Origin of the sequence: Enterobacter sp. 22466 (assembly GCF_052044775.1) — a bacterium.
GTDB lineage: Bacteria > Pseudomonadota > Gammaproteobacteria > Enterobacterales > Enterobacteriaceae > Enterobacter > Enterobacter dissolvens.
Window position 1 is genome coordinate 1 of record NZ_JBQENX010000010.1, and the last position, 26,204, is coordinate 26,204.

Consider the following 26,204-nt stretch of genomic DNA (forward strand, 5'->3'; position numbering starts at 1 on the left):
TTACGGGGTTCTTTTCGCCAGGATTGGGATTCCATACTTAGATGTCCGTCTGTACAGGTGGGCGTCTAAGTTACCAGCACTGGCTTAATGGCTACATACGGCACTGGGTTTACGCTTACAAAAATAATGGTGTCACTCTATATATAGAACGTCTTAAACAGCCATTTCAGTAAAAGGATCATCGTGAAAAAGACTCTTATGCTTTCAATTTGCATGCTGATAAGCAGCCCTGTCTTTGCAACAAAACTGGACGCGCCGGATAAGCGAGTGATGAATATCTTTGAGCTCGGCGTCAGGCCCGATCGGGACAAAGATTTTGCAGACGTAGCCAGACAGACGATTTCCGCTTCGGTTGATCATGAAGCAGGTACGCTGGCGATGTACGCCCTGCACCGCAGCGACATTCCACGTCAGGCATACATGGTCGAGCTTTATGAAAACGAGGTGGCCTACCGTAAACATCTGGATGCCGAGCCGTACAAAGCCTTCGCTGCTCGCGCCCCGGACATTATTGACAGGAAAAAGAAAATCACCCTGGAGCCACAGTTTCTGGGCGACAAACACATCATACCGAATGAGCGAACCATTAATAATCTGGTGATCGTCGAGGTAAAGCCTGAATTTCAGACCGAATTTAAAAACATCGTCCTTCCTGAAATGGCCCAGTCGCTCAAAGTAGAGAAAGGCGTGTTAGCCATGTATGCCGGTACAGATTCACAGACTCCGAACCGCTGGTATTTCTATGAGATTTACGCCAGTGAGGAAGCGTATCAACTGCACCGACAAACGCCACACTTCCGTGACTATCTCAGGCAAACGGCGCATATGAGCGTCAGTAAGGACGCTATCCCGGTAAAACCGGTATTTCTTCGTAACAAAGGCGGAATCAACCAGGAACCGCACCGTTGACCAGTGAGGATTGACATGAAAAGCGTAATTGCAGCGGCGGCCATGTCGCTTGTTATTTCTGATTTTGCTAATGCTGAGGAAACAAGAGGTAAAACTATGATGAAAATTGAACCTTCAGCGATTTCTGAAGCTGATATTCGTTCTGTCTCACCGGCTCTTGCGCGCTTTGGTCGAGAAGCGATTACTGAAGATCTGTGGACACGCGACGCCCTCTCACCCAGGGATCGTAGCGTGGTGACCGTCGACATGCTGATTGCCCGCAACCAGCCTGCCGAGCTTAAGCACTATATCGACGTCGCTCTCGATAGCGGCGTGACGCCAGCGGAATTATCAGAAATCATTACCCATCTGGCCTTCTACTCAGGTTGGCCAAATGCCATGTCAGCCGTCAGCGTGACCAAAGCAGTATTTGAATCTCGTGGCGTCACGGCAGATGCACTTCCTGACGCTTCTCCGGACCTGCTTCCTCTCAATCAGCAAGCAGAAAAGCAGCGTTCAGCGACAGTGGAAAAAAATGTTGGCCCAATATCTCCAGGCCTGGTTAAATTTACTGCTGACCCCCTGTTCCTGGATCTCTGGCAAAGACCTGCACTGAAACCCCGCGACAGAAGCCTGATTACGGTCAGCGCGTTAATCGCATCCGGACAGAGTGCGCAGATTGGCTATCACCTCAACAGAGCGATGGATAATGGACTTTCTGCTGAGGAAGCTGGGGAGATCGTTACCCAAGCCGCGTTTTACGCTGGCTGGCCAAACGCATTTACCGCTGCTCCGGTTGTCGGAGAGGTATTAAGCAATCGCTCATCAAGTAAAAGGTAATATTACTGAACACTAAAACCTGACGCACATCACAAAATTAGAACGAACAGTTCATGAACCAACAGGCGTAACATCGAGTGATTTAGGGACAGCGTTTAACACAGTTATGAACCAAAACTGAGTTCATAACTGTGAGTTTGAATCGCCATTTAATTAATATCCATTTAAAACAGTTTGTTATACTGTTTCTGGTGCTGAAGTAAATTACGTATATTCCTCAAACCCAGAATAGTTAAATCTCATTAACTGATTACTTACTTCATGAACCAGGTCGGTTCTCATAAAACCATGGGGTTAAGCCCCCCATCCTCTTTCGTATGCCGGCATTATGTTAAGGGGTTAACTTAAAGGTAAAATCTCAATCGTTGCCGCTTTCGCGCGTGTCCCTATCATTGCGGAAACATAGCTGCTGCCGGAGTACTTTTTCTGGTAAGCCTGATCAATTTTACTTTCAAGCTCAGGGTCTGATGGTTTTGCGAACAGTACGTCGAATTCCTGTCCGTTAGCCAGTATCTTACCCGCCTGCTGAGACAATGCAGCCTGATACCATTTTGAACGGGTACCACTATAGGCTCGGACGAAGAGTCGATTATCCACCTTCACTTCCCAAATCCATGTCGGCGTACCGGTCGTATTCATGTCGGGATGATACGGAGCGATTTTCAGGTCGTCAGCCGCATCTATTCTTGCTAATAATTCAGGATTCCAGAGCATAAAACTCTCCTCTTTCATGGGCGGTTATTTTTCCTCCTGGTAATAGCCAGGAGAGCAGTGTCTGTCTTTTCTCGCAGAGACACTGCATCTGAAAACACCGGACGGTGCTATGGCTTACTTATTAAGATTTTTGTTGAAAAATGCAGTGATGTTATCGAACGGGAGCTTGTCCATACGATCATATAAATCGACATGTGTGGCGTCTTTAATAATCAGAAGCTCTTTTGGCTGATTTGCCGCTTCATATGCCGTTCTGGAGAAGTAAAGCGAATGCGCTTTTTCGCCATGGATGAACAGGATTGGGCGCGGAGAAATTTCCTTAATATAGGTCATTAGCGGGAAATTCATAAAAGCCATCGGCGTTGTCACTGACCATGAATTCCCAGAGTTAACTGCTCGTGGATGATATCCGCGTTTGGTCATGTAGTAGTCCGCATAGTCCACGAGGAACTGTGCTTCACCGCCCTTCAGTTTATTATAGGCTGGCTGGTATGCAGGTTTGCCGTTTGCCGCATCTTCCCAGCGTTGAAGGCTCATCTTCTCGAGTGCCTGCTCGCGTTGCGCCGGTGTTGCGCTGTCATTGTAGCCTTTCGACATCACGCGACTCATATCATACATGGTGCTGGCAACGACCGCTTTTACGCGTTTATCCACGGCAACAGCGTTCAGGGCAATCCCCCCCATACCGCAGATACCGATGACACCGATACGTTCACGATCCACATAAGGTTGCAGTCCAATAAAATCGACTGCGGCCATAAAGTCTTCGGTATTGATATCAGGTGAAGCAATATTGCGGGGTTCACCACTGCTTTCACCGGTATAAGACGGATCAAATGCCAGCGTCACGAATCCACGCTCTGCTAAGGTCTGAGCATAGAGACCTGAGGCCTGCTCTTTTACCGCGCCAAAAGGCCCGGAAATCACAAGCGCAGCAAGCTTCTTATTCCCGCGATCTTTAGGAAGATACACATCTGCCGCAAGCGTAATGCCGTAACGGTTTTTAAACGTTACTTTTTGATGATCCACTTTGTCGCTCCTTGGGAAGGTTTTATCCCACGTCTGAACCAGACGCGCCGAAGAGTCTGCTGTGCCTGGTGCAGGCTGGGCAACCGCAGATTCTGTTGAAATCAGAGCCATCGCACTGGCAAGGAGTGCACCATTAAAAAAACGAGTTGAAGAATTTAGCGTCATGATATCAAAACCTTACATTAAATTTTCAGGAACCGAATTCGGTACGGGTTGCGTTGTTGCTATTTTGAATATCATTAAAGAAATATGTTATTAAAATACTCTGCATTATTTGCCCGATCCTATTAACCTGAGGCCAAACCGTATATTTCAGTATTCATAACAGGTAAGTTGACGGGGTTGCATAGACGCAACAAATGTGAGGCGTTACAGATGATTTCAAACAAGTCGGTTGAGAAACGACTCGACGAACTCTCGCGGAATATTGCTCAGCGCACGCCCGATACCGGTGATTTTCCCACCGCTGTCGAAGGGCTGGAATTATTCCGGCGGAACGAACCTGCTCCTCCGGTGAGCTGCCTGGTTCCACCGAGTATCGTTCTGGTGGCTGACGGCGAGAAGATAATGTGGGTTGGAGGCGAACCTTATACCTATAATGCAAAAAAATTCCTGATCACTTCTCTCGACTTACCAGCCAGTTCGGAAGTGTTACACGCATCAGCATCTCGGCCGTGCGTCGGCATAGCCTATAAACTTGACCAACGCGTGCTGATGGAATTAATTACGCAGGGCGGCCTGCCGCCAGTGAAAAAACGTGATGCGGGAACAGGTGTCGGTATAGGAACCATGACAGATGTTTTGCTGGAGCCTTTCTGCCGCCTGCTTTCATTGCTTGACGAGCCTGAAGCCATTCCTGTTCTCAGCCCGCTGATTCAACGGGAGATACATTACCGGCTTTTAATGAGCGATCGGTCCGATCATCTCAGACAGATTGCAGCAGTAGACGGCCATGGCTACCGTATCGGTAAAGCTATCGACTGGTTAAAGACCCATATTGCTTCGCCTTTACGCATCGAGGAGCTGGCGAGTCGGGTTCAGATGAGCACGCCCTCTTTCCACCGACATTTCAGGCAGCTTGCGGGAATGAGTCCGCTCCAGTATCAGAAATGGCTGCGCCTCAATGAAGCCAGACGACTCATGCTGAATGAGCATTACGATGTCACCACAGCGGCCTATGCTGTCGGTTACGAAAGCTTATCCCATTTCAGCCGGGAATATACGCGGATGTTTGGTGAGTCGCCTAAGAGGGATATTACCGTGCTGAGAAAGTCTGCCGGTGAAATTTAATCATTTGTTGCTTCCATGGAAACAGGCTGAAACGTTGATTATTCATATGATTAAAAGAATATCCCGTCGCCTGCAACGCTGTAACGAGGTGGCCGCCAGCATAAACCATGCTGCCCCGACACAGCTGCAGCAGCTGAAGACGCAGCTGGCCGATGAAATGGGCAAGCCTGTGGGGCTACATACCATGGGTATTCCAGCGGCGGTCAGTACGCTCGGGGTAATTGTCAGTTTCGCCATTCCGCAGCTGTGGCTGGGGTATGGCGTAGTCGCCGCACTAGGCCAGCCAGCCGAACGCGTATTCGTGTGGGTTGTGCTGGTCGCCCTGCTGTTCGCCGGCATTAACGGCGTGACGATGTTTATGATTGGCAAAGGTAGCATGCGCGCCGTGCGGTTACATCTTACGCTGGCGGTGCTAAGCCTGGTATTAACGGCAGCCTATCTGCTGGCCGCGCTGAGCGGTAGTTCTTCTACGGGCGTCAGCCTGACCGCAGCGCTGGTGAGTATTGTCATGCTTGGGCTTAGCGGCAGTTGTATCTTCTCTACCGCTTTCTATAAGATGCTGCTATTTACTTTGCATAACAGAGTCTGGCGCAAGCTTATCAGCCAGACGAGTTAGACATTTATTCCATAAAAATCCCGCCGCTACCGGCGGGATTTCTTTATTGCTTTTTATACCTGCGCAACCAGATAAGCTTATAAGCCGCCGGAATGATAAACAGCGACAGCAGCGGCGCGGTGATCATCCCGCCAATCATCGGTGCGGCGATCCGGCTCATCACTTCTGAACCCGCGCCGGTCCCCCAGAGAATAGGCAACAGACCCGCAATAATGACCGCCACCGTCATTGCCTTGGGCCGGACACGCAGGACCGCGCCATGGTACAACGCGTCATCCAACGCTTGTGCGGTGAACGTCTCCCGTCGGGATAAGGCCGGGTTCGCTTCGATGGCATGGCGCAGATACATCAGCATCACCACGCCAAACTCGGCCGCCACCCCGGCAAGGGCAATAAATCCGGTGCCGGTGGCGACAGACATATGAAAGCCCTGCCAGTACAGGAACCAGATCCCACCGACCAGAGCGAACGGCAGACTCATCAGGATCAGCAAGGCTTCGTCAACGCGTCGGAACGCCAGATAGAGCAGAATGAAGATGATCATCACCGTCATCGGCACCATCAGCTTCAGTTTCTTATTGGCGTGTTCCAGCAATTCAAACTGGCCGGAGAACGACACGCTGGTTCCCGGTCTCAGCTTCACGTTCTGGCTGATGGCCGACTTAAGGTCATTGACCACCGACACCATATCCCTGCCGCGGGCATCAATATAGATCCAGCTGGTTGGCCGGGCATTTTCCGTTTTCAGCATCGTCGGACCAGAAACGACACGAATATCCGCCACATCCCCCAGCGTGATTTGCTGCTTCATCGGGGTCAGGATCGGCATCTCTTTCAGTGCCCGTGGGCTGTTCCGGTAGTCTTGGGGATAACGAATATTAATCGGGTACCGGGCGACGCCCTCGACCGTTTCCCCTACCGTCTCGCCACCAATGGCGGAGGAGACGAACAGCTGCACATCCCCCACCGTCATACCGTAGCGGGACGCTTTTTCACGATTAATATCCACATCAATGTAACGCCCCCCTTCCAGCCGCTCTGCCAGAGCAGACACCACGCCGGGTACGGTTTTGGCGACCGTTTCAATACTCTGCGCTGTGGCGTCGATATCCGACAGAACAGTGCCTGACACCTTGATGCCGATTGGGCTTTTAATCCCGGTGGAAAGCATGTCGATGCGGTTACGGATCGGTGGCACCCAAAGGTTAGCCAGACCCGGCAGACGGACGGTTTTATCGAGTTCGTCAATAATCTTGTCAATCGTCACCCCGGGTCGCCACTGATCCTCGGGTTTCAGCTGAATGGTGGTTTCCACCATTTCAAGCGGTGCGGGATCTGTTGCGGTCTCTGCCTTACCGGTCTTGCCAAACACAGAGGCCACTTCAGGCACGGTTTTGATGAGCTTGTCCGTGGTCTGCAACAGCGCAGCCGCTTCAGCCGGAGAAACGCCCGGCAGCGTTGACGGCATATACAGCAGATCGCCCTCATTTATCTTCGGCAGGAATTCGCCGCCCACCTGACTCAGTGGCCAGGCAACCGTGAAGATCGACAAGGCCGCCACCAGCAAGGTTGTTTTTGGCCAGTGAAGCACCCGCAGCAGCAGCGGATGATAGGCTTTAATCAGCAGCCGGTTCAGCGGGTTACTGCTCTCGGCGGGAATTTTCCCCCGGATCCAGAAGCCCATCAGAATGGGAATGACGATAATGGCCAGCGCGGCTGCACCTGCCATGGCGTACGTTTTGGTAAAGGCCAGCGGACCAAACAGCCGCCCTTCCTGACCTTCGAGGGTAAAAATAGGGATGAACGATAAGGTGATGATCAGCAGGCTGATAAACAGCGCGGGGCCTACTTCAACGGAGGCGTTGGTGATCACCTTCCAGCGTGTCGCGTTATCTATCTGCTCGCCAGGGTGCTGATGATCCCACTCCTCCAGCCGTTTATGCGCGTTTTCAATCATCACAATGGCGGCATCCACCATCGCCCCCACGGCAATGGCAATTCCTCCCAGGGACATAATATTGGCGTTCAGCCCCTGGAAATGCATGACGATAAAGGCAATACACAGGCCTAGCGGCAGCGAGATAATCGCCACCAGCGCAGAGCGCACATGCCAGAGAAACAGCGCGCAGACGATGGCCACCACAATAAACTCTTCCAGCAGTTTATAACTCAGGTTATCGATGGCCCGGTCAATCAGCTGGCTGCGATCGTACGTGGTAACAATCTCAACACCTTCCGGCAGGCTGGCCTTCAGCGTCTCCAGTTTATCTTTTACCGCGGTAATCACTTCACGCGCGTTTTTACCCGAACGCAGGATCACCACGCCGCCCGCGACCTCTCCCTGCCCGTTAAGCTCGGCGATCCCGCGCCGCATTTCCGGCCCGATTTGGACGCGGGCAACATCTCGCAGATAAACCGGAACCCCGTTCTCGTTGGTTTTCAGGACGATGTTATTGAAATCATCAATGGTCTGCAGATAGCCGCTGGCCCGGACCATATACTCTGCTTCCGCCATTTCGACCGATGACCCCCCTGCTTCCTGATTAGACGATCCCAGGGCCTGCTTCACGTCAGCCAGACTGATGCCGTATTGCGCCAGTTTCAGGGGATTGACCTGGATCTGATACTGCTTCACCACCCCGCCGACCGAGGCCACTTCCGCCACGTTCGGAATGGTTTTCAGCTCAAATTTCAGGAACCAGTCCTGCAGGGAGCGCAGTTCGGACAGGTCGTGTTTTCCGCTGCGATCCACCAGCGCATATTCAAAGATCCAGCCCACGCCCGTCGCGTCTGGCCCTATTTCCGAACTGACGCCGGCAGGCAGTTTCCCCTGAACCTGATTGAGATATTCCAGTACGCGCGAGCGGGCCCAGTAGAGATCGGTCCCGTCTTCAAAAATAACGTACACATAGGAGTCACCAAACTGTGAAAACCCGCGCACGGTCTTCGCACCCGGCACCGACAGCATGGTGGTGGTGAGCGGATACGTCACCTGGTTTTCGACAATTTGCGGCGCCTGGCCGGGGTAGCTGGTTTTAATGATCACCTGAACATCAGAGAGATCGGGTAAGGCATCCACCGGCGTATTGATGATGGTCCATGTTCCCCAGACGCTCAGAAACAGCGCGCCCATCATCACCAGGAAACGGTTGGCGACGGCGCGCCGGATAATCCATGCAATCATCGTCGTCTCCTCAATGACCTGAATGACTCTTTTCAGGCTGACGCATACGCTCCAGCGCACCGGTAATATTGGCTTCGGAATCAATCAGGAACAGACCGCTGACTACCACCGACTCCCCTTCGTTGAGGCCGGATCCTACGCCGGACTGCTGCTGAGATTCGTGCAGAACGTGGATCCGCTTCGGCACAAACCGGCCCTCCGCATCAACGGTGATGACCCGCTGTTCTTTACCCGTGTCGATAACGGCCTGGGAGGGGATCAACAGCATCTCCTGACTTTGGGTGTTCAGCTTCAGATACGCATTCATACCCGGCTTAAGCCGTTCATCTTTGTTGGAAACCTGCAAGCGAACCTGCAGCGTACGGGTGGCAGGATCGACGCTTGGCAAAATGTTCCATTTTTCAACGTGAAACGATGTGTCCGGATACGCCGGGACCGAAATGGCAAACTGCGAGGCGTCTTTCAGCAGATACGCGATGGATTCAGGTATGGCCGCGCTGATCCACACCGGATCCATCCCCTGAATCTGTGCCACGACCTTATCTTTCGAAATATTCATTCCGTTACGCAGGTCAAACGCGGTGATCACCCCGTCAATCGGCGCGTTGATGGTAAACCGGGTCTGGACTGTGCGGGTCGAGCGTAACCTCTGAATATCCGCTTCCGGCATGCCTGCCAGACGAAGCCGTTCAAGCACCCCTTTCAGCTGCGTGGGCGTGCCACCGGTTCCGGACAACAGGAGGAACTCACTCTGCGCTTCCACCCACTCCGGAATGGTGATGTCGATGAGCGGCGTGCCTTTCTTCACACGATCGCCTGTCGTCAGGGGATACACCTTCTCCACAAAGCCTTCGGAGCGCGCCTGCACGATAACAAACTGATATTCGTTATAACTGACGTTGGCCGGGATAGTCTGGGCATAATTCAGCGTGCCGCGGGTGACTTTTTGCGTTTTTAATCCCAGGTTCTGAACCTGCGTCGGATCAATACGGATACCGGCACCGCTTTTATCGTCATTTTCATCCGCGTATTTCGGCACCAGATCCATATCCATAAACGGCGATTTACCGGGCTTATCGAATTTAACGTCGGGCTTCATCGGGTCATACCAGAAAAGCACCTTTCGTTCCGGCGGGGTATTTTCTGTTTTTTCTGCAGCATAAATATACTGCCACGCCGTCACTGCAATCAGCCCTCCCGCGAGAAGGCTGCCGATCATCATTGCAGCATATTTAACCTTTAACGATGCCATGCCGTGTCTCGCTATTTAATGCTCTTGAGTAAAGAGATATTGCCCTGCTGCACAAAAGAAAAATTAACGTGGTTGCCGACTTTTACGGCCTTAATACTTTCGTCTGCGTCAGTAAAGGTGAAACGCATGGTCATGGCGGGCCAGCCAATTTCCGGGATGGCTTCATGAGCAATCGTGACCTTTTTGTTTGTGAGATCAATGTCCTTCACGATGCCAGTCCCAGAGACAACCTGCTCTGTGGCCCCTTCGCTGGCAGCACTCATCTCTGCATGCTGATGAACCTCGGCCTGCAGGCCGGCAGAAAACATCATGGAGATTGCACCGAATACAACGGCCTTCATTGAATTACGCATAGTATTTTCCTGTTGAGTTAACTGAGTTTATTCGACCCAACCGCCGCCCAGCGCGGTGAAGAGATTAATTTCATTAACCTGTCGGGCATTAATAAGGTCGAGAATGTTTTGCTGCGTGGAAAACAGCGCGCGTTCCGCGTCTAATACTTCGATATAACTGACCGCACCGCGGGTATATAACCCTCTGGCACGCTGCAGGGTGATGTTTAGCGAATCAAGATACCGCTGTTGCGCAGCAAGCTGCTGGCTGAGGCTGTCCCGCAGCGCGAGCGCGTCGGCGACCTGTTTAAAGGCGGACTGAATTTTTTGTTCGTAATTCACAACCGACTGCTGCTGGCGAATTTCGGCCAGCTTCAGGTTGGCTTTATTCCTTCCCGCATTAAAAATGGGAATGTCTATTTTGGGAATAACGTTCCACATGCCGCTGCCGGACGTGAACAGGCCAGATAATTCCGTGCTGCCCGTTGAAAGCCCACTGGTCAGGGAAATGGACGGGAAAAAGGCCGCGCGCGCCGCGCCAATATTCGCATCGGCCGCTTTAAGCTGATACTCCGCCTCCATAATATCCGGGCGCTGGAGCAATATTGCCGATGAAAGATGGGGCGGTAGCATTACCGGCGCAATATCGCTGGCGTTCATTCCGCTGTCGCCCGGTAGCGCGCGATACGTTCCGAGGACCAGTTGCAGGGCATTATTGGCCTGTGCCAGCTCCCCCTCTCTTTTGGCAATTTCTGCCCGGGTGCTTTCGATCTGCCCCCGTGCCTGTTCCAGCGCCAGCACGTTCGTGCTTCCCGTCACCAGCTGTTGCTCAACGAAGGCGTAAGACTGCTGATAATTTGACAGCGTATCGCGCGCGATACGCAGCTGTTTGTAGGCCAGTTGTTGGTTGAAATAGCTCTGGGACACATTAGCGACAAGCAAAATATGCACGGCACGACGGGCTTCTTCGCTGGCGAAAAAGTTTTGTCGGTCGGCATCGCTCATGTTCTTTAGCTTGCCGAAAAAGTCGAGTTCGTAGCTAAGCGAAAGTCCCGCGTCGTACTGCTGTGAGGTGGGTTTGTCACTCTTTAGCCCCCCGCTGTAAGTGATGTCCGAGGAGGCGTTCAGCTGAGGATAACGATCCGCATCCGTCACGTTGAACTGCGCCCGGGCCTCTTCAACCTTCAGCGCGGCCATTTTTATATCGCGGTTGTTCTTCAGGGCCTCTGTAATCAATCCCGCGATTTGCGGATCGACGAAGAAGTTGCGCCAGCCGGTGTCCTGATACAGGCCTTCCACAGGCGTCAGGCTGTTACGCGAGAGCGAAAACTGCTGGGGTACCGGTGACGCCGGGCGCTGGTATTCAGGGGCGAGCGAGACGCATCCTGCCAGGATAAATACCGTAGTGATGCTTAGTCGTTTTAACAGGAACATAACGGTTCAAATGAATTCCAGAGTATTTTTAGGGCTACTCTACTGAACGCGTCCTGTTTGACGGGTGACAGGATAATGACAATGTTGTCATTTATGGCGTAAGTCATTGTTAACGGTCGCGGGTGCAATAGAATGTGCTGAGCAGCCAGTCGGGGAAGCGTGATGAAAATATTGATTGTTGAAGACGAAATTAAAACCGGTGAGTACCTCAGCAAAGGGCTTACGGAAGCGGGCTTTGTGGTGGATCGCGCTGACAACGGCCTGACCGGCTACCATCTCGCCATGACCGCCGATTATGACCTGCTCATTCTGGATATCATGCTTCCCGATGTGAACGGCTGGGATATCATCCGCATGCTCCGCTCTGCCGGAAAGGGAATGCCGGTCCTGTTGCTGTCGGCTCTCGGCACCATTGAACATCGGGTGAAAGGCCTGGAGCTGGGGGCGGATGATTACCTGGTTAAGCCCTTTGCCTTTGCTGAGCTGCTCGCCCGGGTCAGAACGCTGTTACGACGCGGCAATACGGTGATCGCCGAGAGCCAGTTTACGGTGGCAGATCTGAGCATCGACCTCGTATCACGAAAGGTAAACCGCGCCGGAAACCGCATTCTGCTCACCAGCAAAGAGTTCAGCCTGCTGGAGTTTTTTGTTCGCCATCAGGGTGAAGTGCTGCCCCGCTCGCTGATTGCTGCGCAGGTCTGGGACATGAATTTCGACAGCGACACCAACGCGATTGACGTCGCGGTGAAGCGGTTACGCGCCAAAATCGACAACGATTATGAACCGAAGCTGATCCAGACGGTGCGCGGCGTGGGCTATATGCTGGAGGTTCCGGATGCACAGTAAGCCCGCCAGACGCCCCTTCTCCCTGGCTCTGCGCCTGACGTTCTTTATCAGTCTCTCCACCATTCTGGCTTTTTTCGCGTTTACCTGGTTTATGCTCCACTCCGTTGAAAAACACTTTGCCGAGCAGGATATCAGCGATCTGCAACAAATCAGCCGCGCCATGCACCGCATACTGCAGTCGCCCGCGGATCCGGATGAAAAGAAAATCAGCAAAATCAAAGAGTCGCTTGCCAGCTATCGCAACGTTGCCGTCCTGCTGCTCGATCCCCGTGGCAATGTGCTCTTCAGCTCACAGGGCGAGGCCATCCGGCCAGCGGTGAATACCGCGGATTTCAGCGCCCATCGCCGCGCGCAGGATGTCTTTCTCTGGACGGTGGAGGATGCTGGCAAGGCGATGCACGCCGGGTCCGAGATGAAGATGGAAACGTACCGGATTATCGCCTCTTCCGGCACGGCGACATTGCAGGGAAAAGAACAACACTATGTCATGCTGATCGGCCTCTCCATTAATTTTCATCTTCACTACCTCGAGGCGCTGAAAAAGAACCTGATTGCCATCGCGGTGGCGATCAGCCTGCTGATTGTTCTGCTCATTCGAATCGCGGTTCGTCAGGGACACCTGCCCCTGCGTAACGTCAGCAATGCGATAAAAAATATCACCTCAGAGAATCTGGATGCGAGGCTTGAGCCGTCGCGGGTGCCGGTTGAGCTGGAACAGCTGGTGATCTCGTTTAACCACATGATTGAAAAAATTGAGGATGTCTTTACCCGTCAGGCAAACTTCTCTGCCGATATCGCCCATGAGATCAGAACCCCGATCACCAATCTGGTAACGCAAACGGAAATTGCGTTAAGCCAGAACCGCTCGCCGAAAGAGCTGGAGGATGTGCTGTACTCCAGCCTGGAAGAGTACAACCGGATGACCCGCATGGTCAGCGATATGCTGTTCCTGGCCCAGGCGGATAATAATCAGCTGGTCCCTGATCGGGTAACCTTTGATTTGAGCACGGAGGTGATGAAAGTCTTTGATTTCTTCGAAGCCTGGGCGGAAGACCGCCATATCACGCTGCGTTTTAACGGCACGCCTTGCCTGATAGACGGCGATCCGCAGATGTTCCGAAGAGCCATCAATAACCTGCTCTCCAATGCCCTGCGCTATACGCCGGAAGGAGAAACGGTGACCGTGTCGGTAAGCGAAAAGGAAAATGCGTGCGAACTGATCGTTGCCAACCCCGGCAAACCGATCCCTGAAGCGCATTTGCCCCGGCTGTTCGACCGCTTTTACCGGGTGGATCCGTCCAGACAGCGAAAAGGCGAAGGCAGCGGGATCGGCCTGGCGATTGTGAAATCCATCATCACCGCGCATCACGGCAACGTGCGTGTGGAATCCGATGCCGTGTCGACCCGTTTTATATTATCGGTGCCGCGACTGATGGCACACCGCTAGCACCTTCTCTCTGAGCCACCGGTGGCCCGGGTCCTGCTCCATTCGCGGGTGCCACATCTGTGAAACGGTAATGGTGCGGGGGGGAAATGGCAGTTCAAAGATGTGCACATTCTCGCTCATCGGTTGATTGAGCAGATACAACGCCGGGACCATCGCAATCAGATCGGACGCCAGCGCCACGGATAACGCAGTCGGAAAACCAGGCACCACGCTGGCGATTTTGCGTTTCATCCCCCGCGCGGCCAGGGCATCATCAACAAAACCGTGTGATGATCCGTTCGGGGCGGTCACCACATGACCCCAGGCGACATAATCCTCAAGGCTGACTGTTGGCAGTGCTGCCAGCGGATGCCCTTTGCGTACCGCGCCCACGAAATGGTCTTCAAACAGCCGCTGCAGACGAATTTCGGGCCCCATGTTGCTCTGCACACCAATTTCCAGGTCAACCAGTCCTTCCCGCAGATAACGCGACGTTTTCTCCGGTTTCGGGGCAAAGCGAATACAGACGTCCGGCGCTGCTTCCGCAACGGCCGCAATCAGCAACGGGCCAAACGCCACCACAAAGCCATCATTGGCTCTGACGGTAAACACCCGTTCAAGATTTTCTGCCCGGAACGTGTCCGTTGAAGGCTGCAGCACCGCCCTGGCCTCATGCAGCGCATGCCGGGCGCGATCCCGGGTGGCTTCGGCCCACGGTGTCAGCACCATCTGACGCCCGGCCCGCACCAGAATCGGATCGCCGGTGACCTCACGAAGCCTGCTCAGCGTACGGCTCATGGCTGAGGTGCTGAGATTAAGACGCCGCGCCGCCCCCGCCACGCTGGCTTCAGCCAGCAGGATGTCAAGCGCGACAAGTAAATTGAAATCAGGATCGGTCACGGTGACTCCTCATATAAGGCGTTTCATGCAACAAATAAGTGCAAAGGCTGCGTCTTCCGCCCTGTATAACCGATTACTATAGTGTCGTCATCAACATTTTTCCCTGGAGAAAACACGATGACGCTCTTTTCAAACCAACCCGGCGACGAAGGGTTACCGGGACATGAACGCGCCCGGGTGATGGCCGCGGTGATGACCACCACGCTGATGGGAGTCTTCGACGGCACCATGATCAACATTGCCCTGCCATCGATGGCCAGCGCGATGCAGGTGCCCGCGAACGTCGCTGTCTGGTTCGCCAACGGCTATCTGCTGTCTGCGGCCATGACGTTAGCCCTCTTCGCCGCATTCGCCGCGCGCGTGGGTTACCGCCCGGTGTTTCTGGCGGGACTGGCTACGTTTACCCTGACCTCGCTCGGCTGCGCGCTGGCAACAACGCCGGAAATGCTGATCGGGATGCGAATTCTGCAGGGTATCGGCGGCGCGGCCACGTTGAGTATTGCCCCGGCGATCCTGCGCTCGGTATTCCCGGGACGGCTGCTTGGCCGCATTCTGGGGCTGCATGCTCTGCTTATCGCTTCCAGTACTGCCATTGCGCCGGTGCTGGGCGGAACAATCCTGGATGTCCTGAGCTGGCAATGGTTGTTCGCAATCAACATTATCCCGGGCTCGATTGCCCTGCTGTTGGCATGGAAAGCGCTGCCGCGGACGACGGGCACTGATACATCTCCGTTCGACGTGCCCGGTGCCCTGTTGTCCGTCATCCTGCTGGGGTCGATGATCATGGCGGCAAACAGCGTAGAGAATACAGCGCACGCCATCAGCACGGGTTACTGGGCACTTGTCGCCACGATCAGTCTTATTGCCTTTGTCTGGCATATCCGTCGCACCCGGAGCCCCATTCTGCCGCCGGTGATATTCAGCAACGGACGGTTTACCCTCGCCGCCCTCACCTCGCTGGCTTCATTTGTGAGTCAGGGCATTACCTTTGTCGCGCTGCCGTTTCTCTTTCAGAGCGTGTACGGCTATAGCCCGGCGATCGCCGCGTTACTGTTCACCCCCTGGCCCATAGGTATTGTACTCATTGCGCCGCACGCGGGCCGTTGGGCAGATACGATCTCCGCGCCGCTGATTTCGACCCTCGGGCTGATGATTTTTGTCGTTGGGTTGATTTTGCTGGCGACGCTGCCGGCCAGCCCCTCCGCCTGGGATATCTGCCTGAGGAGCCTGGTGTGCGGCATCGGCTTTGGCTGTTTCCAGAGTCCCAATAACCGGGAAATGCTCTCTAACGTTGCCCGGGAGTATGCCAGCTATGCATCGGGGGTGTTGTCCATTGTCAGAACGTTTGGCCAGTGTCTCGGTGCCGCCGTGGTGGGTGTTTTGCTGGCCGCGACCGCAGGGTCAGACCATCAGACGCTGGATGACGGTGCCGTTCATCTTGCGCTGTGGATCGCGGTGATCGCGTCAACTACATCGGTGTTATTTAGCGTTAGCAGACTGCGTAACGCGCGAAGGGCTACGGCATAAACACCAGGGCAGCGTCCTGCGACGCTGCCCCCATATTTACTCCAGCGCCAGCAGCGCAAAACTCGCCAGCCAGTGCCCGCCGCTGTAGTGGCTGCCGACAACATGCTCGACGCTCGCCGTCAGGTGTTTCGCCACCGCATCACGCAGCGCCTGCTGCGCCGGATGATCCTCCGGTAGCGCACTGGCAATATGCTTCATGCACCAGGCGCGGCTGAGGTTTAATCCGTCCAGATGGGCAATTTTCGGGTCGGTACGGTCACTCACTTCTGCCGGGTTCATCAGCGCCGCAACGGCCCCGATATTGGGCAGAAACGCGTCGAACCAGGCCGGGAAATTCTCCGCCACTTTGCTCATCAGCAGGGCTTCTGTCAGCGCGCCGGACACATACTCATCGCCACCCGGTTCATAGTGAGCCGGATACTGCGTATCCGCGAGATAAAACCGCGTCGCCGCCTTCAGAATGGCACTCTCCAGCGCGCTATCTTCCACCGCCCGGGCGTAATCGACCCCCAGCGCCAGCGCAAACGCGGTGTTGTAATGCGTGCCAACCCGGATCGGGTACGTCAGCTTGCTGAGGTAATCCACCAGGCGGTTGCGAATGTCCCGTGTTAACGGCTCAAGCGTCTGATACCAGCCTGCCGCCTGGGGCAGCGATGACTGTTTTAGCTCCTGAGCCAGCGCCAGCAGCCAGCCGTAACCATATGGGCGTTCGAACGAGGCGCGGAACGGCGCGTTGAAATAGGCCAGTTCCTGCGCCACGTTTTCCGGCGTGAGATGGTCGGCAAACAGGGCAATAATGTCTTCCCGGCACGACAGTTGCGGGTAAAGACGCAGGCAGCGCAGCAGCAGCCAGTAGCCGTGCACCGCCGAGTGCCAGTCGAAACAGCCGTAGAAAATCGGGTGCAGTTCGCGAGGCGGCAGCACGTCGCCATCATCATTGAGCAGGTGCATGATGTGGTTCGGGTATTCCTGACGCAAATAGGTCAAAGGCATGCGGGCAAACGCGTCAGCCTGATGTTGCGTTAATTCCATGACAGCTCCTTAGCGAAACACGAGGAAATACATGAAGAACACGTTCACCACCAGCAAGGTTAACGCGGTCGGGATCTGGATCTTTATGACCTGATATTTGTCTTTCAGCTCCAGTAACGCGGCAGGAACGATATTGAAGTTCGCGGCCATCGGCGTCATCAACGTGCCGCAATAGCCTGCGTACATACCAATCGCCAGCAGCGGGGCCGGATTACCGTGATGCACGTGGATCAGGAACGGTAAGGCGATACCAGCGCTCAGCACCGGGAAGGCCGCAAAGGCGTTGCCCATGATCATGGTGAACAGCGCCATACCCACGCAGTAGATCACCACCAGCATAAAGCGGTTATCCGGGTTCACAAACAGGCTGACCACCTGTTGCACGGAGTTGCCGGTATTGGCTACCACGAAGACCCCGCCCAGCATGGCCAGCATCTGCGGCAGGATCACCGCCCAGCCAATGGTATCCACCAGGCGGCGAGACTGACGGACGGCATGCAGCGGCGTGCCCTTTGTCAGCCACCAGCCGGTAAGGATCGCCGCCACACAGGCCACGCACAGCGCCGCCAGCGTGAGCTGTTTTTGATCGAGCAGGTAAACCCCGCCAATCGACACCCCTTTCAGGAACAGCGTGCCGATAACCGTCACCACCGGGATCATCAGGGCCGGTAAAAACAGCCAGTTTTTCAGCCGGTTTGAGGAGGCAATACGCTCGGGCTCGCTGGCCATTTTGTAGTGCCCTTTTCCAACCAGGCCAAAGCCTGCCAGCAGCGCTATCACAATCACGGCGCCGCCAATGATCCGGTACGCCAGCGAGCGGCCCAGCTCCTGCACCATCAGGTCACCGAACAGGAAGATCCCACCGAACAGAAACCAGAACAGTGCTGTGGTAAAGCGTTTGGGATTGGCGCGATCGCGCAGGGTCATGATCACCAGCAGCATCACGACAAAGCCAATCAGGTAGTACACGCGGTTGATAGTGAGCAGCGTCATCATGGCGCGATCTCCTGCGTTCCCTGCCCGGCTTTCCAGGCCATCACGTCACGACGGATGCTGGCATCCAGGCGCAGCAGACGCGTCATATGAATTATCAATGCCGCAATCGCCGTCGGGATCGCCCACAGGCCGATATGCAGCGGTTCAATTCCCTGAATACCGTTCTCCTTCAGGAAGGCGTCGATCAGCAGTACCGCCCCGAAGGCGATAAAAATATCCTCGCCAAAGAACACCGCGATATTGTCGCACGCGGCGGCATGGGCTTTGATTTTGTCGCGGATATGCTGGGGCAGCTCACCGTACTCATTCAGCGCCGCCCCTTCAGCCATCGGCGCCAGCAGTGGACGCACCGTCTGGGCATGACCGCCCAGCGACATCAGCCCCAGCGCGGCCGTCCCCTCACGGGCGACAAAGTAGATCATCAGAATACGCGCCGAGGTGGCGCTGGCGATCTTCGCCACCCACGCCTGCGCGCGCTCTTTAAGACCGTAATATTCCAGCAAACCGATAACCGGCAGGATCAGAATGAAAGTGGCCAGAGAGCGGCTGTTGACGAACTTCTCGCCAAAGGTTTCCAGCAGCATGCCGAAATCCATTCCAACCAGCAGACCCGTCGCCAGCCCCGCTACCACAACCACCAGTAGCGGATTGAAGCGCAGGGCAAAACCAATAACCACCACCGGGATCCCGATAAGCGGCAACAGTGCAGAACCGTCCATAAACGTTACCCTATCCAAAGTGAGCGTTGCGCGCCGACGGCTATTTTTTTAATTTGCGGCGAGCGATGTTGTGTTTTACGGCAGGCTTCGAAAACCTGCGTTAAAAAGCTATATCTGAACCGCAAAAACATGTAAACAATTTATCAATAAAATGTTCTTATTTTATCGATGAGTTTACATTTCCGGGCAACAGCCACACTCCCGTAAGGAACGTTATGACCCTGAAGAAAAGTGCTGCATCAATGAATCACGACGACATTAACGACGGCCGGATCGTCTCCTCCCGCCATCTGGTTTCCGAGCGCTGCGCGGAGCTGTCGGAGCTGGAGTACGCGCTGATCATGACCAGCAACGCGTTCAATAAATGGATGGTGCGCTGCATGACGGCCGCCGGTGAGCCGGATATGGGGGCCTTTGACGTCTCGCTTTTGCATCATGTGAATCACCGCAATCGCAAGAAGAAGCTGGCCGATATCTGTTTTGTGCTCAACGTGGAAGATACCCACGTGGTGACCTATGCACTGAAAAAGCTGGTCAAGGCGGGCTACGTCACCAGTGAAAAGGCAGGAAAAGAGCTCTTCTTCTCCACCACGGAGGCGGGTAAAGCGCTGTGCATGAAATACCGGGATGTGCGCGAAGCGTGTCTGATCAACATTCATGCCGAAAGCGGGATTTCGGGTGCCGCTATCGGTGACACCGCCCAGCTGCTGCGCACTATTTCATCCCTGTATGACACCGCCGCACGGGCGGCGGCATCACTTTGACATCACGGGCGTCTGAAGAGGGTAATACTGCGTCCCGCCAGTTCGTAATCCACGGTCCGGGTGATGACCTCGCCCGTGGCAACGTCCCCTGCCGTGGAGAGCTCCAGCACCCAGCCACCTTCCCCAAACTGCGGGATCTGGAACGACACGGCGCCTTCGAACGGATTGAACAGCATCAGTACGTCGTGCCAGATCCCCTCCTCCTGAATAAGATCGGGCCGGCTGATGGAGACGCCGAGCGTCGAGCCCTCCTCCCAGTGTTCTGACTGCTGCGGTCCTCCTCCGGCGTTGAACCAGCGGATCTCAAGGCCGTCGCGCCAGCTCTCCCGGCGCAGCAGCGGCTGTTTCGCGCGAAGCGCAATCAGGTGCCGGGTAAACTCGCGCAGCGCGACGTCGTTTTCTGATAACCCTTTCCAGTTGATCCACGAGATCTCGCTGTCCTGGCAATAGCCGTTGTTGTTCCCTTTTTGCGTTCGGCCAAACTCATCCCCGGCCAGCAGCATCGGTGTACCGTGGGAGAACAACAGCGTGGTGAGGAAGTTCCGTTTCTGCCGCTCACGGATGGCAATAATGTCGGGGTTCTCGGTCGGGCCTTCCTCGCCGTAGTTATACGCGCGGTTATCGTTGTGCCCGTCGTTGTTCTCTTCACCGTTATCGGCATTGTGTTTCTCGTTGTACGACACCAGATCGTTCAGCGTGAAGCCGTCATGCGCGGTAATAAAGTTGACGCTGGCCCACGGGCGACGACCGCGTAAATCATAGAGATCGCCCGAGCCCAGCAGGCGTGCGGCAAAATCAGTGGGGACGTTATCGCCCCGCCAGTATTCGCGAACGGTATCGCGATATTTGTCGTTCCACTCGCCCCAGCCGGGCGGGAAGCCGCCCACCTGATAGCCGCCGGGGCCGATATCCCAGGGCTCACCGATGAGCTTGAGTTTTGATAAAACCGGATCCTGGGTCATGGCATCAAAGAAGCCACCGCGCGGATCGAACCCTTCTGGCTCGCGCCCCAGTATCGTGCCCAGATCGAAGCGAAAACCGTCGATATGCATCGATTCCGCCCAGTAGCGCAGCGAATCCATCACCATCTGCAGCACACGCGGGTGTGAGGTGTTCACCGTATTCCCCGTGCCGGTGTCATTGATGTAATAGCGATGCTGATCCGGCAAGGTGCGGTAATAGCTGTAGTTATCGATACCCTTGAACGAGAGCGTCGGGCCAAGCTCATTGCCCTCTGCCGTGTGGTTATAGACCACGTCCAGAATCACCTCGATACCCGCGTCATGGTAAGCGCGCACCATATCGCGAAAACCCTGGATCCCCGCCGGGCCGTAATAGCGTGACGCGGGGGCAAAAAAGCCCAGCGTGTTATAGCCCCAGAAATTCTTCAGGCCGCGGTCCAGCAGGTGCTGATCGTCCGGGAACCAGTGAACCGGCAGCAGCTCGACGGCGGTGATACCCAGACTTTTAATGTAATCGACCGAGGCTTTATGCCCCATGCCTTCAAAGGTGCCGCGCAGCTCGGGCGGTATCGCCGGGTTGAGCTGGGTAAAGCCTTTCACATGGCTCTCATAAACCACAGTATGCGGCCAGGGGATCGCTGGCCGCTGATGGTCCTGCCAGTCAAACGCATTGGGATCGATGACCCTGCATTTTGGGGTGAACGGCGCGCTGTCCCGCGTATCAAAGCTCAGATCCAGCGCGTCATGACCCAGCTCGTAGCCAAAATGGGCGTCATTCCAGTCGATATCGCCCACCAGTTCACGGGCATAGGGATCGATCAGCAGCTTATGCGGGTTAAAGCGATGCCCGTTTTCCGGGTCATATGGCCCGTAGACGCGATAGCCATACAGCGCGCCGGGCTTCAGGTCCGGCACATAGCCGTGCCAGATCTCGTGGGTATATTCCGGCAGCTCCAGCCGCGCGATTTCCGTTTTGCCGGAGGGGTCGAACAGACAGAGCTCCACCCGCTCGGCGTGGGCAGAAAACAGGGCGAAGTTAACCCCTTTTCCGTCGTAATTTGCGCCGAGCTGCTGGCCGTGACCAGCCCGAATTTCAAACCTGTTATCCTTTGCCATTTTCGTTCTCCACGATTATTCGCAGGTAAGCAGAACTAACAAACTTCCTGTTTCAGACGTTAAATCCAGCGTCTCCCGCAGCTCCCGGCGTTCACCGGTAAACAGATCCCGGTAGCGTTTCCCGGAAAGTTCTTCTGGGATGGCAACCGAGGTGTTGGCCCACAGCGTTTCGTTTGTGGGGGTAGCAAAAACCAGACGGGGTACGGCAACAATCAGCGCCTCCCCGTCCTTCACGCGCGCGTAGACAATCAGGTTTTCCTCGCGCTCGCCGCTGACCTTCAGCGGCAGCCAGTCACCATAGCGGAACAGCGATAAATAGTGCTGCCGGACGCGTAACAGCGTGGCGGTGACATACTGCTTCACCCTGCCGTTTCGCCACTGCCGTTCGTCAGCAAAGAGCGTCGCATCAGCGCTGTCCAGGTTTTGCCTCAGCGTGGCAAAGTCTGGCTCCAGCCGGTTATCCGGGTCGACCAGGCTAAAGTTAAGCGCCTCGCTTCCCTGATAGATATCCGGTACGCCCGGCGCCGTCAGTTTGATCACCGTCTGGCTCAGACTGTTCATCAGCCCGGCGCGGATAAAGGGTTGCAGGGAGGACGCGAAATCATGCAGGAACAGCGTGTTCTCAGGAGATAGCAAGTGCCGGACGTAATTCAGCACCACGCTCTCATAGCTCTCATTGCTGTCGATCCAGTCGGTACGCTGTTTGGCCTCGCGCAGCGCTTTCTCAATAAACCCGAGGAAACGCGCTTCGAGAGACTTCAGCCCTTCACCATCGTCAGGCGACAACGTTGCAGGCCAGACGCCCGCCAGCGCCTGGTAGATCATCCAGGTATCGGCCGCGTTTGGTGCGGTACCGTCATTGAGAAAACGCACCTGGGTCTGGTTCATCTGCCGCCAGCGCGCCAGATTTTCGCCCCACTGTTCCGGGGCCTCCGTCAGGGTGTAGAGACGCGCCCGCGCGTCTTCCCCGCGCTTGGTGTCGTGCGTGGAGGTTCCCAGCAGCGCATCGGGCTGACGGGCAAGACGAATACGCATCTCCTGGTGAAAGCGGGATAACGAAAACGCGCGCGGGGTGGGATCGGCCCCCACTTCGTTCAGGGCGAGCTCAAGGTTGTGGCGGAAAAACAGCGTATCTTCCACCGATTTCGCCATCAACGGCCCGGTAAGCTGCTGGAAGCGGGTTCTGAACAGCGAGGCCGCATCGCGGCTGCTGGCGTCCAGGTCGCCGGTAAGTATCCGCACAATCAGGCTCAACGCCGGTTCCGGTGCGTCCACGCTGGCAATAACGCGGTTCAACAGCGCGACATCCGGGGCGGTTAACCCGTCGGCGGTGCCGTAGGTGCGGTAGACCGGAAAGGCAATCAGCAGTTCGCGCAGCGTGTAGCGTATGTCGTCCTGCGGCACGTCAATGCCGTTGTGCCGGGCAAGGTCGGTGGCAATGTTGAGCAGCGTGGTGAATTCACCTTCAAAATTGCGATCGGTCATCAGCCCTTTAGCGTTGCGAAGTTCCGCATGGCGATCGACCGTCACGCCCAGCGTCTCGTCGTGGATTTTTTCCAGCCGCCCGAGGTTATTATCGTCGACCAGCACTTCGGCCAGCGAGGCGATAAACTCGTAGCCGGTGGTGCCGGATACCGGCCATTCCGCAGGCAGTTGTTCCCCTTTGGCGAGAATTTTTTCCACCGTGATATAACAATCGGGACCGGTTGCCTGCCGTAACCGCTGCAGGTAACCCAGCGGGTCGGCCAGCCCGTCGATATGGTCAATGCGCAACCCGTCGACAATGCCGGTATGCACGAGCTCGAGGATCAGGCGATGCGTATCCTGAAACACCCCCTCGTCTTCCACTCTGACGCCCACCAGGCCGGTAATTTCAAAAAAGCGCCGCCATGAGAGCTGTTTCGGCGCTTCCCGCCAGGACATCAGACGCCAGCTCTGCGCCTCGTGGATCGCCTCAATGCTTTTATCCGCATCCCATGTTCCGGGGTTAAGCGGATAGGCTGTGTCATAGTAGACCAGCGCGGCCTCACCTGTGACACTGTCACGTTCTATGGTGAGTGTCCCCTTCTCCAGCTCGGCCTCAAAGGTATCGCCAAGGAACGGCAGCGTCAGCGGGCGCGACCAGTCGATATCAAAATAGTGCGCGTAGCGGCTTTGCTGACCAAACGCGATAACGTCCCGCCACCAGCGGTTTTCCAGCGAGGTCGACATGTGGTTAGGGACAATGTCCAGGATCAGCCCCATTCCCGCCTGCCTGAGTGCCGCCGTCATGCGGTCGAATCCTGCGCGTCCGCCAATGGCGGGATCGATCTCATTAGGATCGGTGACGTCATAACCGTGGGTTGACCCGCTGGTGGCGGTAAATATCGGTGAGGCATAAAGATGGCTGATCCCGAGGTCTTTAAGATATGGCACCAGCTCCACCACGCGGTCAAAGGTCATGCCATTGCGGAACTGTATTCGGTACGTGGCACAAGGGATCATGATGCGTCTCCATCAGCAAAACGAACGACAATGCTGTTCGGCGGTAATACGTCACTGACCTCCGGCCAGCTAAAGAGCGTTTCACCTGCCAGCGCAGGAACGTCAACGGGCTTATTACCGATATTGAGCGCCAGCGACAACGTGCCCGTCGGGAAAGACCAGCTCACCGCCGCCATACCGGGAGCGGTTTTAACGATTTTCCCCTCAACGGTGCCGCCAGGGCGGAGTAATGGCACAAGATAGCGATGCCGCAGGACCAGCAGGCTTCGCGTGAAGCGCAGCCAGGATTTGCCCTCCGCAGTCGTCACGTTATGCCAGTCCAGTTTTGAGCGGGCAAAGGTCTGCTCGTCATTCGGATCCGGTACATCGCCATCGTGTCCGCTGTGGCCGGTAAACTCTTTTGCCCGCCCTTCCCGCACGGCTTTCGCCAGCTCGCCATGAAAATCCGTAAAGAACAGGAACGGGTTAGTTTCGCCGTACTCTTCCCCCATAAACAGCAGCGGGATATGGGGTGACAGCAGCAGCGCGGCGAGCAGAACGCGGGTTTTATCCGCGCCCGCCAGGGTAATAAGCCGTTCGCCCTGGGCGCGGTTGCCGGTTTGATCGTGGTTTTGAATAAAATCGACAAAGAAGGTCGGCGGCTGGGTGTGGCATTCCACCCCGCGTGAGTGTCCGGTCTGCAAAGAGACCTCACCCTGATAGACAAACCCTTCTGCGAGCGCTCTGGCGAATTTTTTCTCGGGTTCGAAGGCAAAATCCTGATAGTAGGCATGCGTTTCGCCGGTGGCAAAGACGTGGGCGGCGTTGTGGAAGTCATCATTCCACTCGGCGGTAAACAGCGGCATGGCTCCCTTTTCATCCCGTGGATGCAGGAAAATGACGTTACGGCTGTCTTCGGTGGTGAGATGAATATGACGATCCGGAAGCGCTTCTCGGATCGTTTCCGCGATCTGCTGAAGAATATGTTTCGACGCCGTATCTTTGATCTGGTCGATGGCATCAAACCGTAAACCATCCAGACGGTATTCAGTCAGCCAGAACAGGGGCGCATCCAGAATGTAGTGTCTGACCGGCTCCCGTTCATAGGCAATACCGTTACCCCACGGCGTCATTCTCTGCGCATCAAAAAACGCGGGTGACAGCAAGGGTAAGTAGTTTCCCTCGGGGCCGAAATGGTTGAGTACGATATCCAGCACCACGGAAAGGCCCAGGCCGTGCGCCGCGTCGATGAACGCGTGAAAATCCTCCGGCGTGCCGTAGGCAGAGTGCGGCGCATACAGCAATACGCCGTCATAGCCCCAGCCGCGGCTGCCGCCGAACTGTGAAACCGGCATGACTTCAAGCTGGGTGATGCCGAGTTCAGCCAGATACGGCAGCTTGTCAATAGCCGCCCGGAAGGTGCCCTGCGGGGTAAAGGTGCCAATATGCAGTTCGTAAATCACCGTCTCTTCCCACGGTCGCCCTGCCCAGTTCGGGTTCACGGGCTGATAGCGTCCGGGGTTGATCACCACGGAGGGGCCGTTAACGTCCCCTTTCTGCGCCCGCGATGCGGGATCAGGTACCGTCATGCCGTCCTGTAAAACGAACTGATACTCGGTGCCATGCGTCACGCCAGGTACGTCAATCTGGAACCAGCCGTGACCGATCGCCGCCATGGGCAGATCCTCGTCTGCCAGACGTAGCGTAAGTTGTTGTTGTCCTTCAGCCCAGACGCGAAAACGTACAACGTCACCGGAAATAAACTCAGCACCCCACTGCTTTTGAAATGTCCTGAATTCCATTCATTGTCCTCGAATGACCCACATTTTACGCGGAACGAAGTACAAGCTTAGTTCAGGATCGAAAGCACGCTT

21 protein-coding genes are annotated in these 26,204 nt (G+C 55.4%); 8 read left to right on the top strand and 13 right to left on the bottom strand.

Going from position 1 to position 26,204, the window contains the following annotated elements; all coding sequences use genetic code 11:
* The first annotated feature begins 213 nt into the window (after positions 1-213).
* Together ACTJJI_RS21380 and ACTJJI_RS21385 are read left to right on the top strand one after the other, a co-directional pair.
* On the top strand, positions 214-909 hold the full coding sequence (locus tag ACTJJI_RS21380) for a putative quinol monooxygenase (RefSeq protein WP_182381897.1): 696 nt from the start codon (positions 214-216) through the stop codon (positions 907-909).
* A gap of 15 nt (positions 910-924) precedes the next feature.
* Complete coding sequence (locus ACTJJI_RS21385; protein ID WP_440655509.1) at positions 925-1,728, top strand: carboxymuconolactone decarboxylase family protein; 804 nt, start codon at positions 925-927, stop codon at positions 1,726-1,728.
* Between the two features lie 339 nt (positions 1,729-2,067).
* Here ACTJJI_RS21385 and ACTJJI_RS21390 read toward each other — a convergent pair whose 3' ends face one another.
* Together ACTJJI_RS21390 and ACTJJI_RS21395 are read right to left on the bottom strand one after the other, a co-directional pair.
* Entirely contained in the window at positions 2,068-2,442 is a 375-nt protein-coding gene (locus ACTJJI_RS21390; protein WP_043951768.1) for a DUF2255 family protein, read from the bottom strand.
* A 114-nt stretch (positions 2,443-2,556) separates the two neighbouring features.
* Positions 2,557-3,636, bottom strand: a complete 1,080-nt coding sequence (locus ACTJJI_RS21395) for an alpha/beta hydrolase (RefSeq protein WP_440655510.1) — start codon at positions 3,634-3,636, stop codon at positions 2,557-2,559.
* Positions 3,637-3,846: 210 nt separating this feature from the next.
* Between ACTJJI_RS21395 and ACTJJI_RS21400 the strand changes: the two genes are divergently transcribed.
* Together ACTJJI_RS21400 and ACTJJI_RS21405 are read left to right on the top strand one after the other, a co-directional pair.
* On the top strand, positions 3,847-4,761 hold the full coding sequence (locus tag ACTJJI_RS21400) for an AraC family transcriptional regulator (protein ID WP_014831958.1): 915 nt from the start codon (positions 3,847-3,849) through the stop codon (positions 4,759-4,761).
* Between the two features lie 46 nt (positions 4,762-4,807).
* On the top strand, positions 4,808-5,377 hold the full coding sequence (locus tag ACTJJI_RS21405) for a hypothetical protein (RefSeq protein WP_083021923.1): 570 nt from the start codon (positions 4,808-4,810) through the stop codon (positions 5,375-5,377).
* 43 nt (positions 5,378-5,420) lie between these two features.
* Here ACTJJI_RS21405 and silA read toward each other — a convergent pair whose 3' ends face one another.
* The 4 genes from silA to ACTJJI_RS21425 are packed head-to-tail and all read right to left on the bottom strand — an operon-like array spanning position 5,421 to position 11,579.
* Positions 5,421-8,561 carry a Cu(+)/Ag(+) efflux RND transporter permease subunit SilA gene (silA, locus tag ACTJJI_RS21410; protein ID WP_440655511.1) on the bottom strand — a complete coding sequence of 1,047 codons (3,141 nt, stop codon included), beginning with the start codon at positions 8,559-8,561 and terminating at the stop codon, positions 5,421-5,423.
* A 10-nt stretch (positions 8,562-8,571) separates the two neighbouring features.
* A complete protein-coding gene (locus ACTJJI_RS21415) occupies positions 8,572-9,813 on the bottom strand; it encodes an efflux RND transporter periplasmic adaptor subunit (protein ID WP_050860674.1) in 1,242 nt (413 codons plus the stop codon).
* Between the two features lie 11 nt (positions 9,814-9,824).
* Complete coding sequence (gene cusF / locus ACTJJI_RS21420) at positions 9,825-10,166, bottom strand: cation efflux system protein CusF (RefSeq protein WP_440655512.1); 342 nt, start codon at positions 10,164-10,166, stop codon at positions 9,825-9,827.
* Positions 10,167-10,193: 27 nt separating this feature from the next.
* Positions 10,194-11,579: an efflux transporter outer membrane subunit gene (locus ACTJJI_RS21425; RefSeq protein WP_440655513.1), complete on the bottom strand. Its 1,386-nt coding sequence runs from the start codon at positions 11,577-11,579 to the stop codon at positions 10,194-10,196.
* A gap of 162 nt (positions 11,580-11,741) precedes the next feature.
* Here ACTJJI_RS21425 and ACTJJI_RS21430 point away from each other — a divergent pair, with 162 nt between their 5' ends.
* Together ACTJJI_RS21430 and ACTJJI_RS21435 are read left to right on the top strand one after the other, a co-directional pair.
* Positions 11,742-12,425, top strand: a complete 684-nt coding sequence (locus ACTJJI_RS21430) for a copper/silver response regulator transcription factor (RefSeq protein WP_014831964.1) — start codon at positions 11,742-11,744, stop codon at positions 12,423-12,425.
* The gene (locus tag ACTJJI_RS21435; RefSeq protein ID WP_440655514.1) at positions 12,415-13,872 is read left to right on the top strand and encodes a Cu(+)/Ag(+) sensor histidine kinase; all 1,458 of its coding nucleotides are present in this window, start codon (positions 12,415-12,417) and stop codon (positions 13,870-13,872) included. The genes ACTJJI_RS21430 and ACTJJI_RS21435 overlap by 11 nt, the downstream gene beginning before the upstream one ends.
* Here ACTJJI_RS21435 and ACTJJI_RS21440 read toward each other — a convergent pair.
* Positions 13,840-14,751, bottom strand: coding sequence for a LysR family transcriptional regulator (locus ACTJJI_RS21440; RefSeq protein WP_050860671.1), 912 nt, complete (start codon positions 14,749-14,751; stop codon positions 13,840-13,842). The two genes, ACTJJI_RS21435 and ACTJJI_RS21440, sit on opposite strands and share 33 nt — an antisense overlap.
* 117 nt (positions 14,752-14,868) lie before the next feature.
* Here ACTJJI_RS21440 and ACTJJI_RS21445 point away from each other — a divergent pair, with 117 nt between their 5' ends.
* Positions 14,869-16,278: an MFS transporter gene (locus tag ACTJJI_RS21445; protein WP_440655515.1), complete on the top strand. Its 1,410-nt coding sequence runs from the start codon at positions 14,869-14,871 to the stop codon at positions 16,276-16,278.
* A 36-nt stretch (positions 16,279-16,314) separates the two neighbouring features.
* Here ACTJJI_RS21445 and ACTJJI_RS21450 read toward each other — a convergent pair whose 3' ends face one another.
* Genes ACTJJI_RS21450 through ACTJJI_RS21460 form a run of 3 tightly spaced genes read right to left on the bottom strand, consistent with a single transcriptional unit; the run spans position 16,315 to position 19,025 of the window.
* Positions 16,315-17,310 (bottom strand): DUF2891 domain-containing protein, encoded by a 996-nt coding sequence (locus ACTJJI_RS21450; protein ID WP_440655516.1) that lies wholly within the window; start codon positions 17,308-17,310, stop codon positions 16,315-16,317.
* A gap of 9 nt (positions 17,311-17,319) precedes the next feature.
* The gene (locus ACTJJI_RS21455) at positions 17,320-18,306 is read right to left on the bottom strand and encodes a DUF979 domain-containing protein (RefSeq protein ID WP_440655517.1); all 987 of its coding nucleotides are present in this window, start codon (positions 18,304-18,306) and stop codon (positions 17,320-17,322) included.
* Positions 18,303-19,025, bottom strand: a complete 723-nt coding sequence (locus ACTJJI_RS21460; RefSeq protein ID WP_020688664.1) for a DUF969 domain-containing protein — start codon at positions 19,023-19,025, stop codon at positions 18,303-18,305. The genes ACTJJI_RS21455 and ACTJJI_RS21460 overlap by 4 nt, the downstream gene beginning before the upstream one ends.
* Before the next feature lie 215 nt (positions 19,026-19,240).
* Between ACTJJI_RS21460 and ACTJJI_RS21465 the strand changes: the two genes are divergently transcribed.
* Positions 19,241-19,789, top strand: a complete 549-nt coding sequence (locus ACTJJI_RS21465; RefSeq protein WP_013096572.1) for a winged helix DNA-binding protein — start codon at positions 19,241-19,243, stop codon at positions 19,787-19,789.
* Between the two features lie 2 nt (positions 19,790-19,791).
* On the opposite strand, the gene glgX is transcribed toward ACTJJI_RS21465, so the two are convergent.
* From glgX to treZ, 3 genes are read right to left on the bottom strand one after another with little or no spacing between them, the layout of a single operon-like run.
* Positions 19,792-21,867, bottom strand: coding sequence for a glycogen debranching protein GlgX (gene glgX, locus ACTJJI_RS21470; RefSeq protein WP_248061833.1), 2,076 nt, complete (start codon positions 21,865-21,867; stop codon positions 19,792-19,794).
* A 15-nt stretch (positions 21,868-21,882) separates the two neighbouring features.
* Entirely contained in the window at positions 21,883-24,351 is a 2,469-nt protein-coding gene (gene treY, locus ACTJJI_RS21475; protein WP_440655518.1) for a malto-oligosyltrehalose synthase, read from the bottom strand.
* The gene (gene treZ, locus ACTJJI_RS21480) at positions 24,348-26,132 is read right to left on the bottom strand and encodes a malto-oligosyltrehalose trehalohydrolase (protein WP_440655519.1); all 1,785 of its coding nucleotides are present in this window, start codon (positions 26,130-26,132) and stop codon (positions 24,348-24,350) included. Before treZ ends, treY begins: the two co-directional genes overlap by 4 nt.
* Positions 26,133-26,204: the final 72 nt, after the last annotated feature.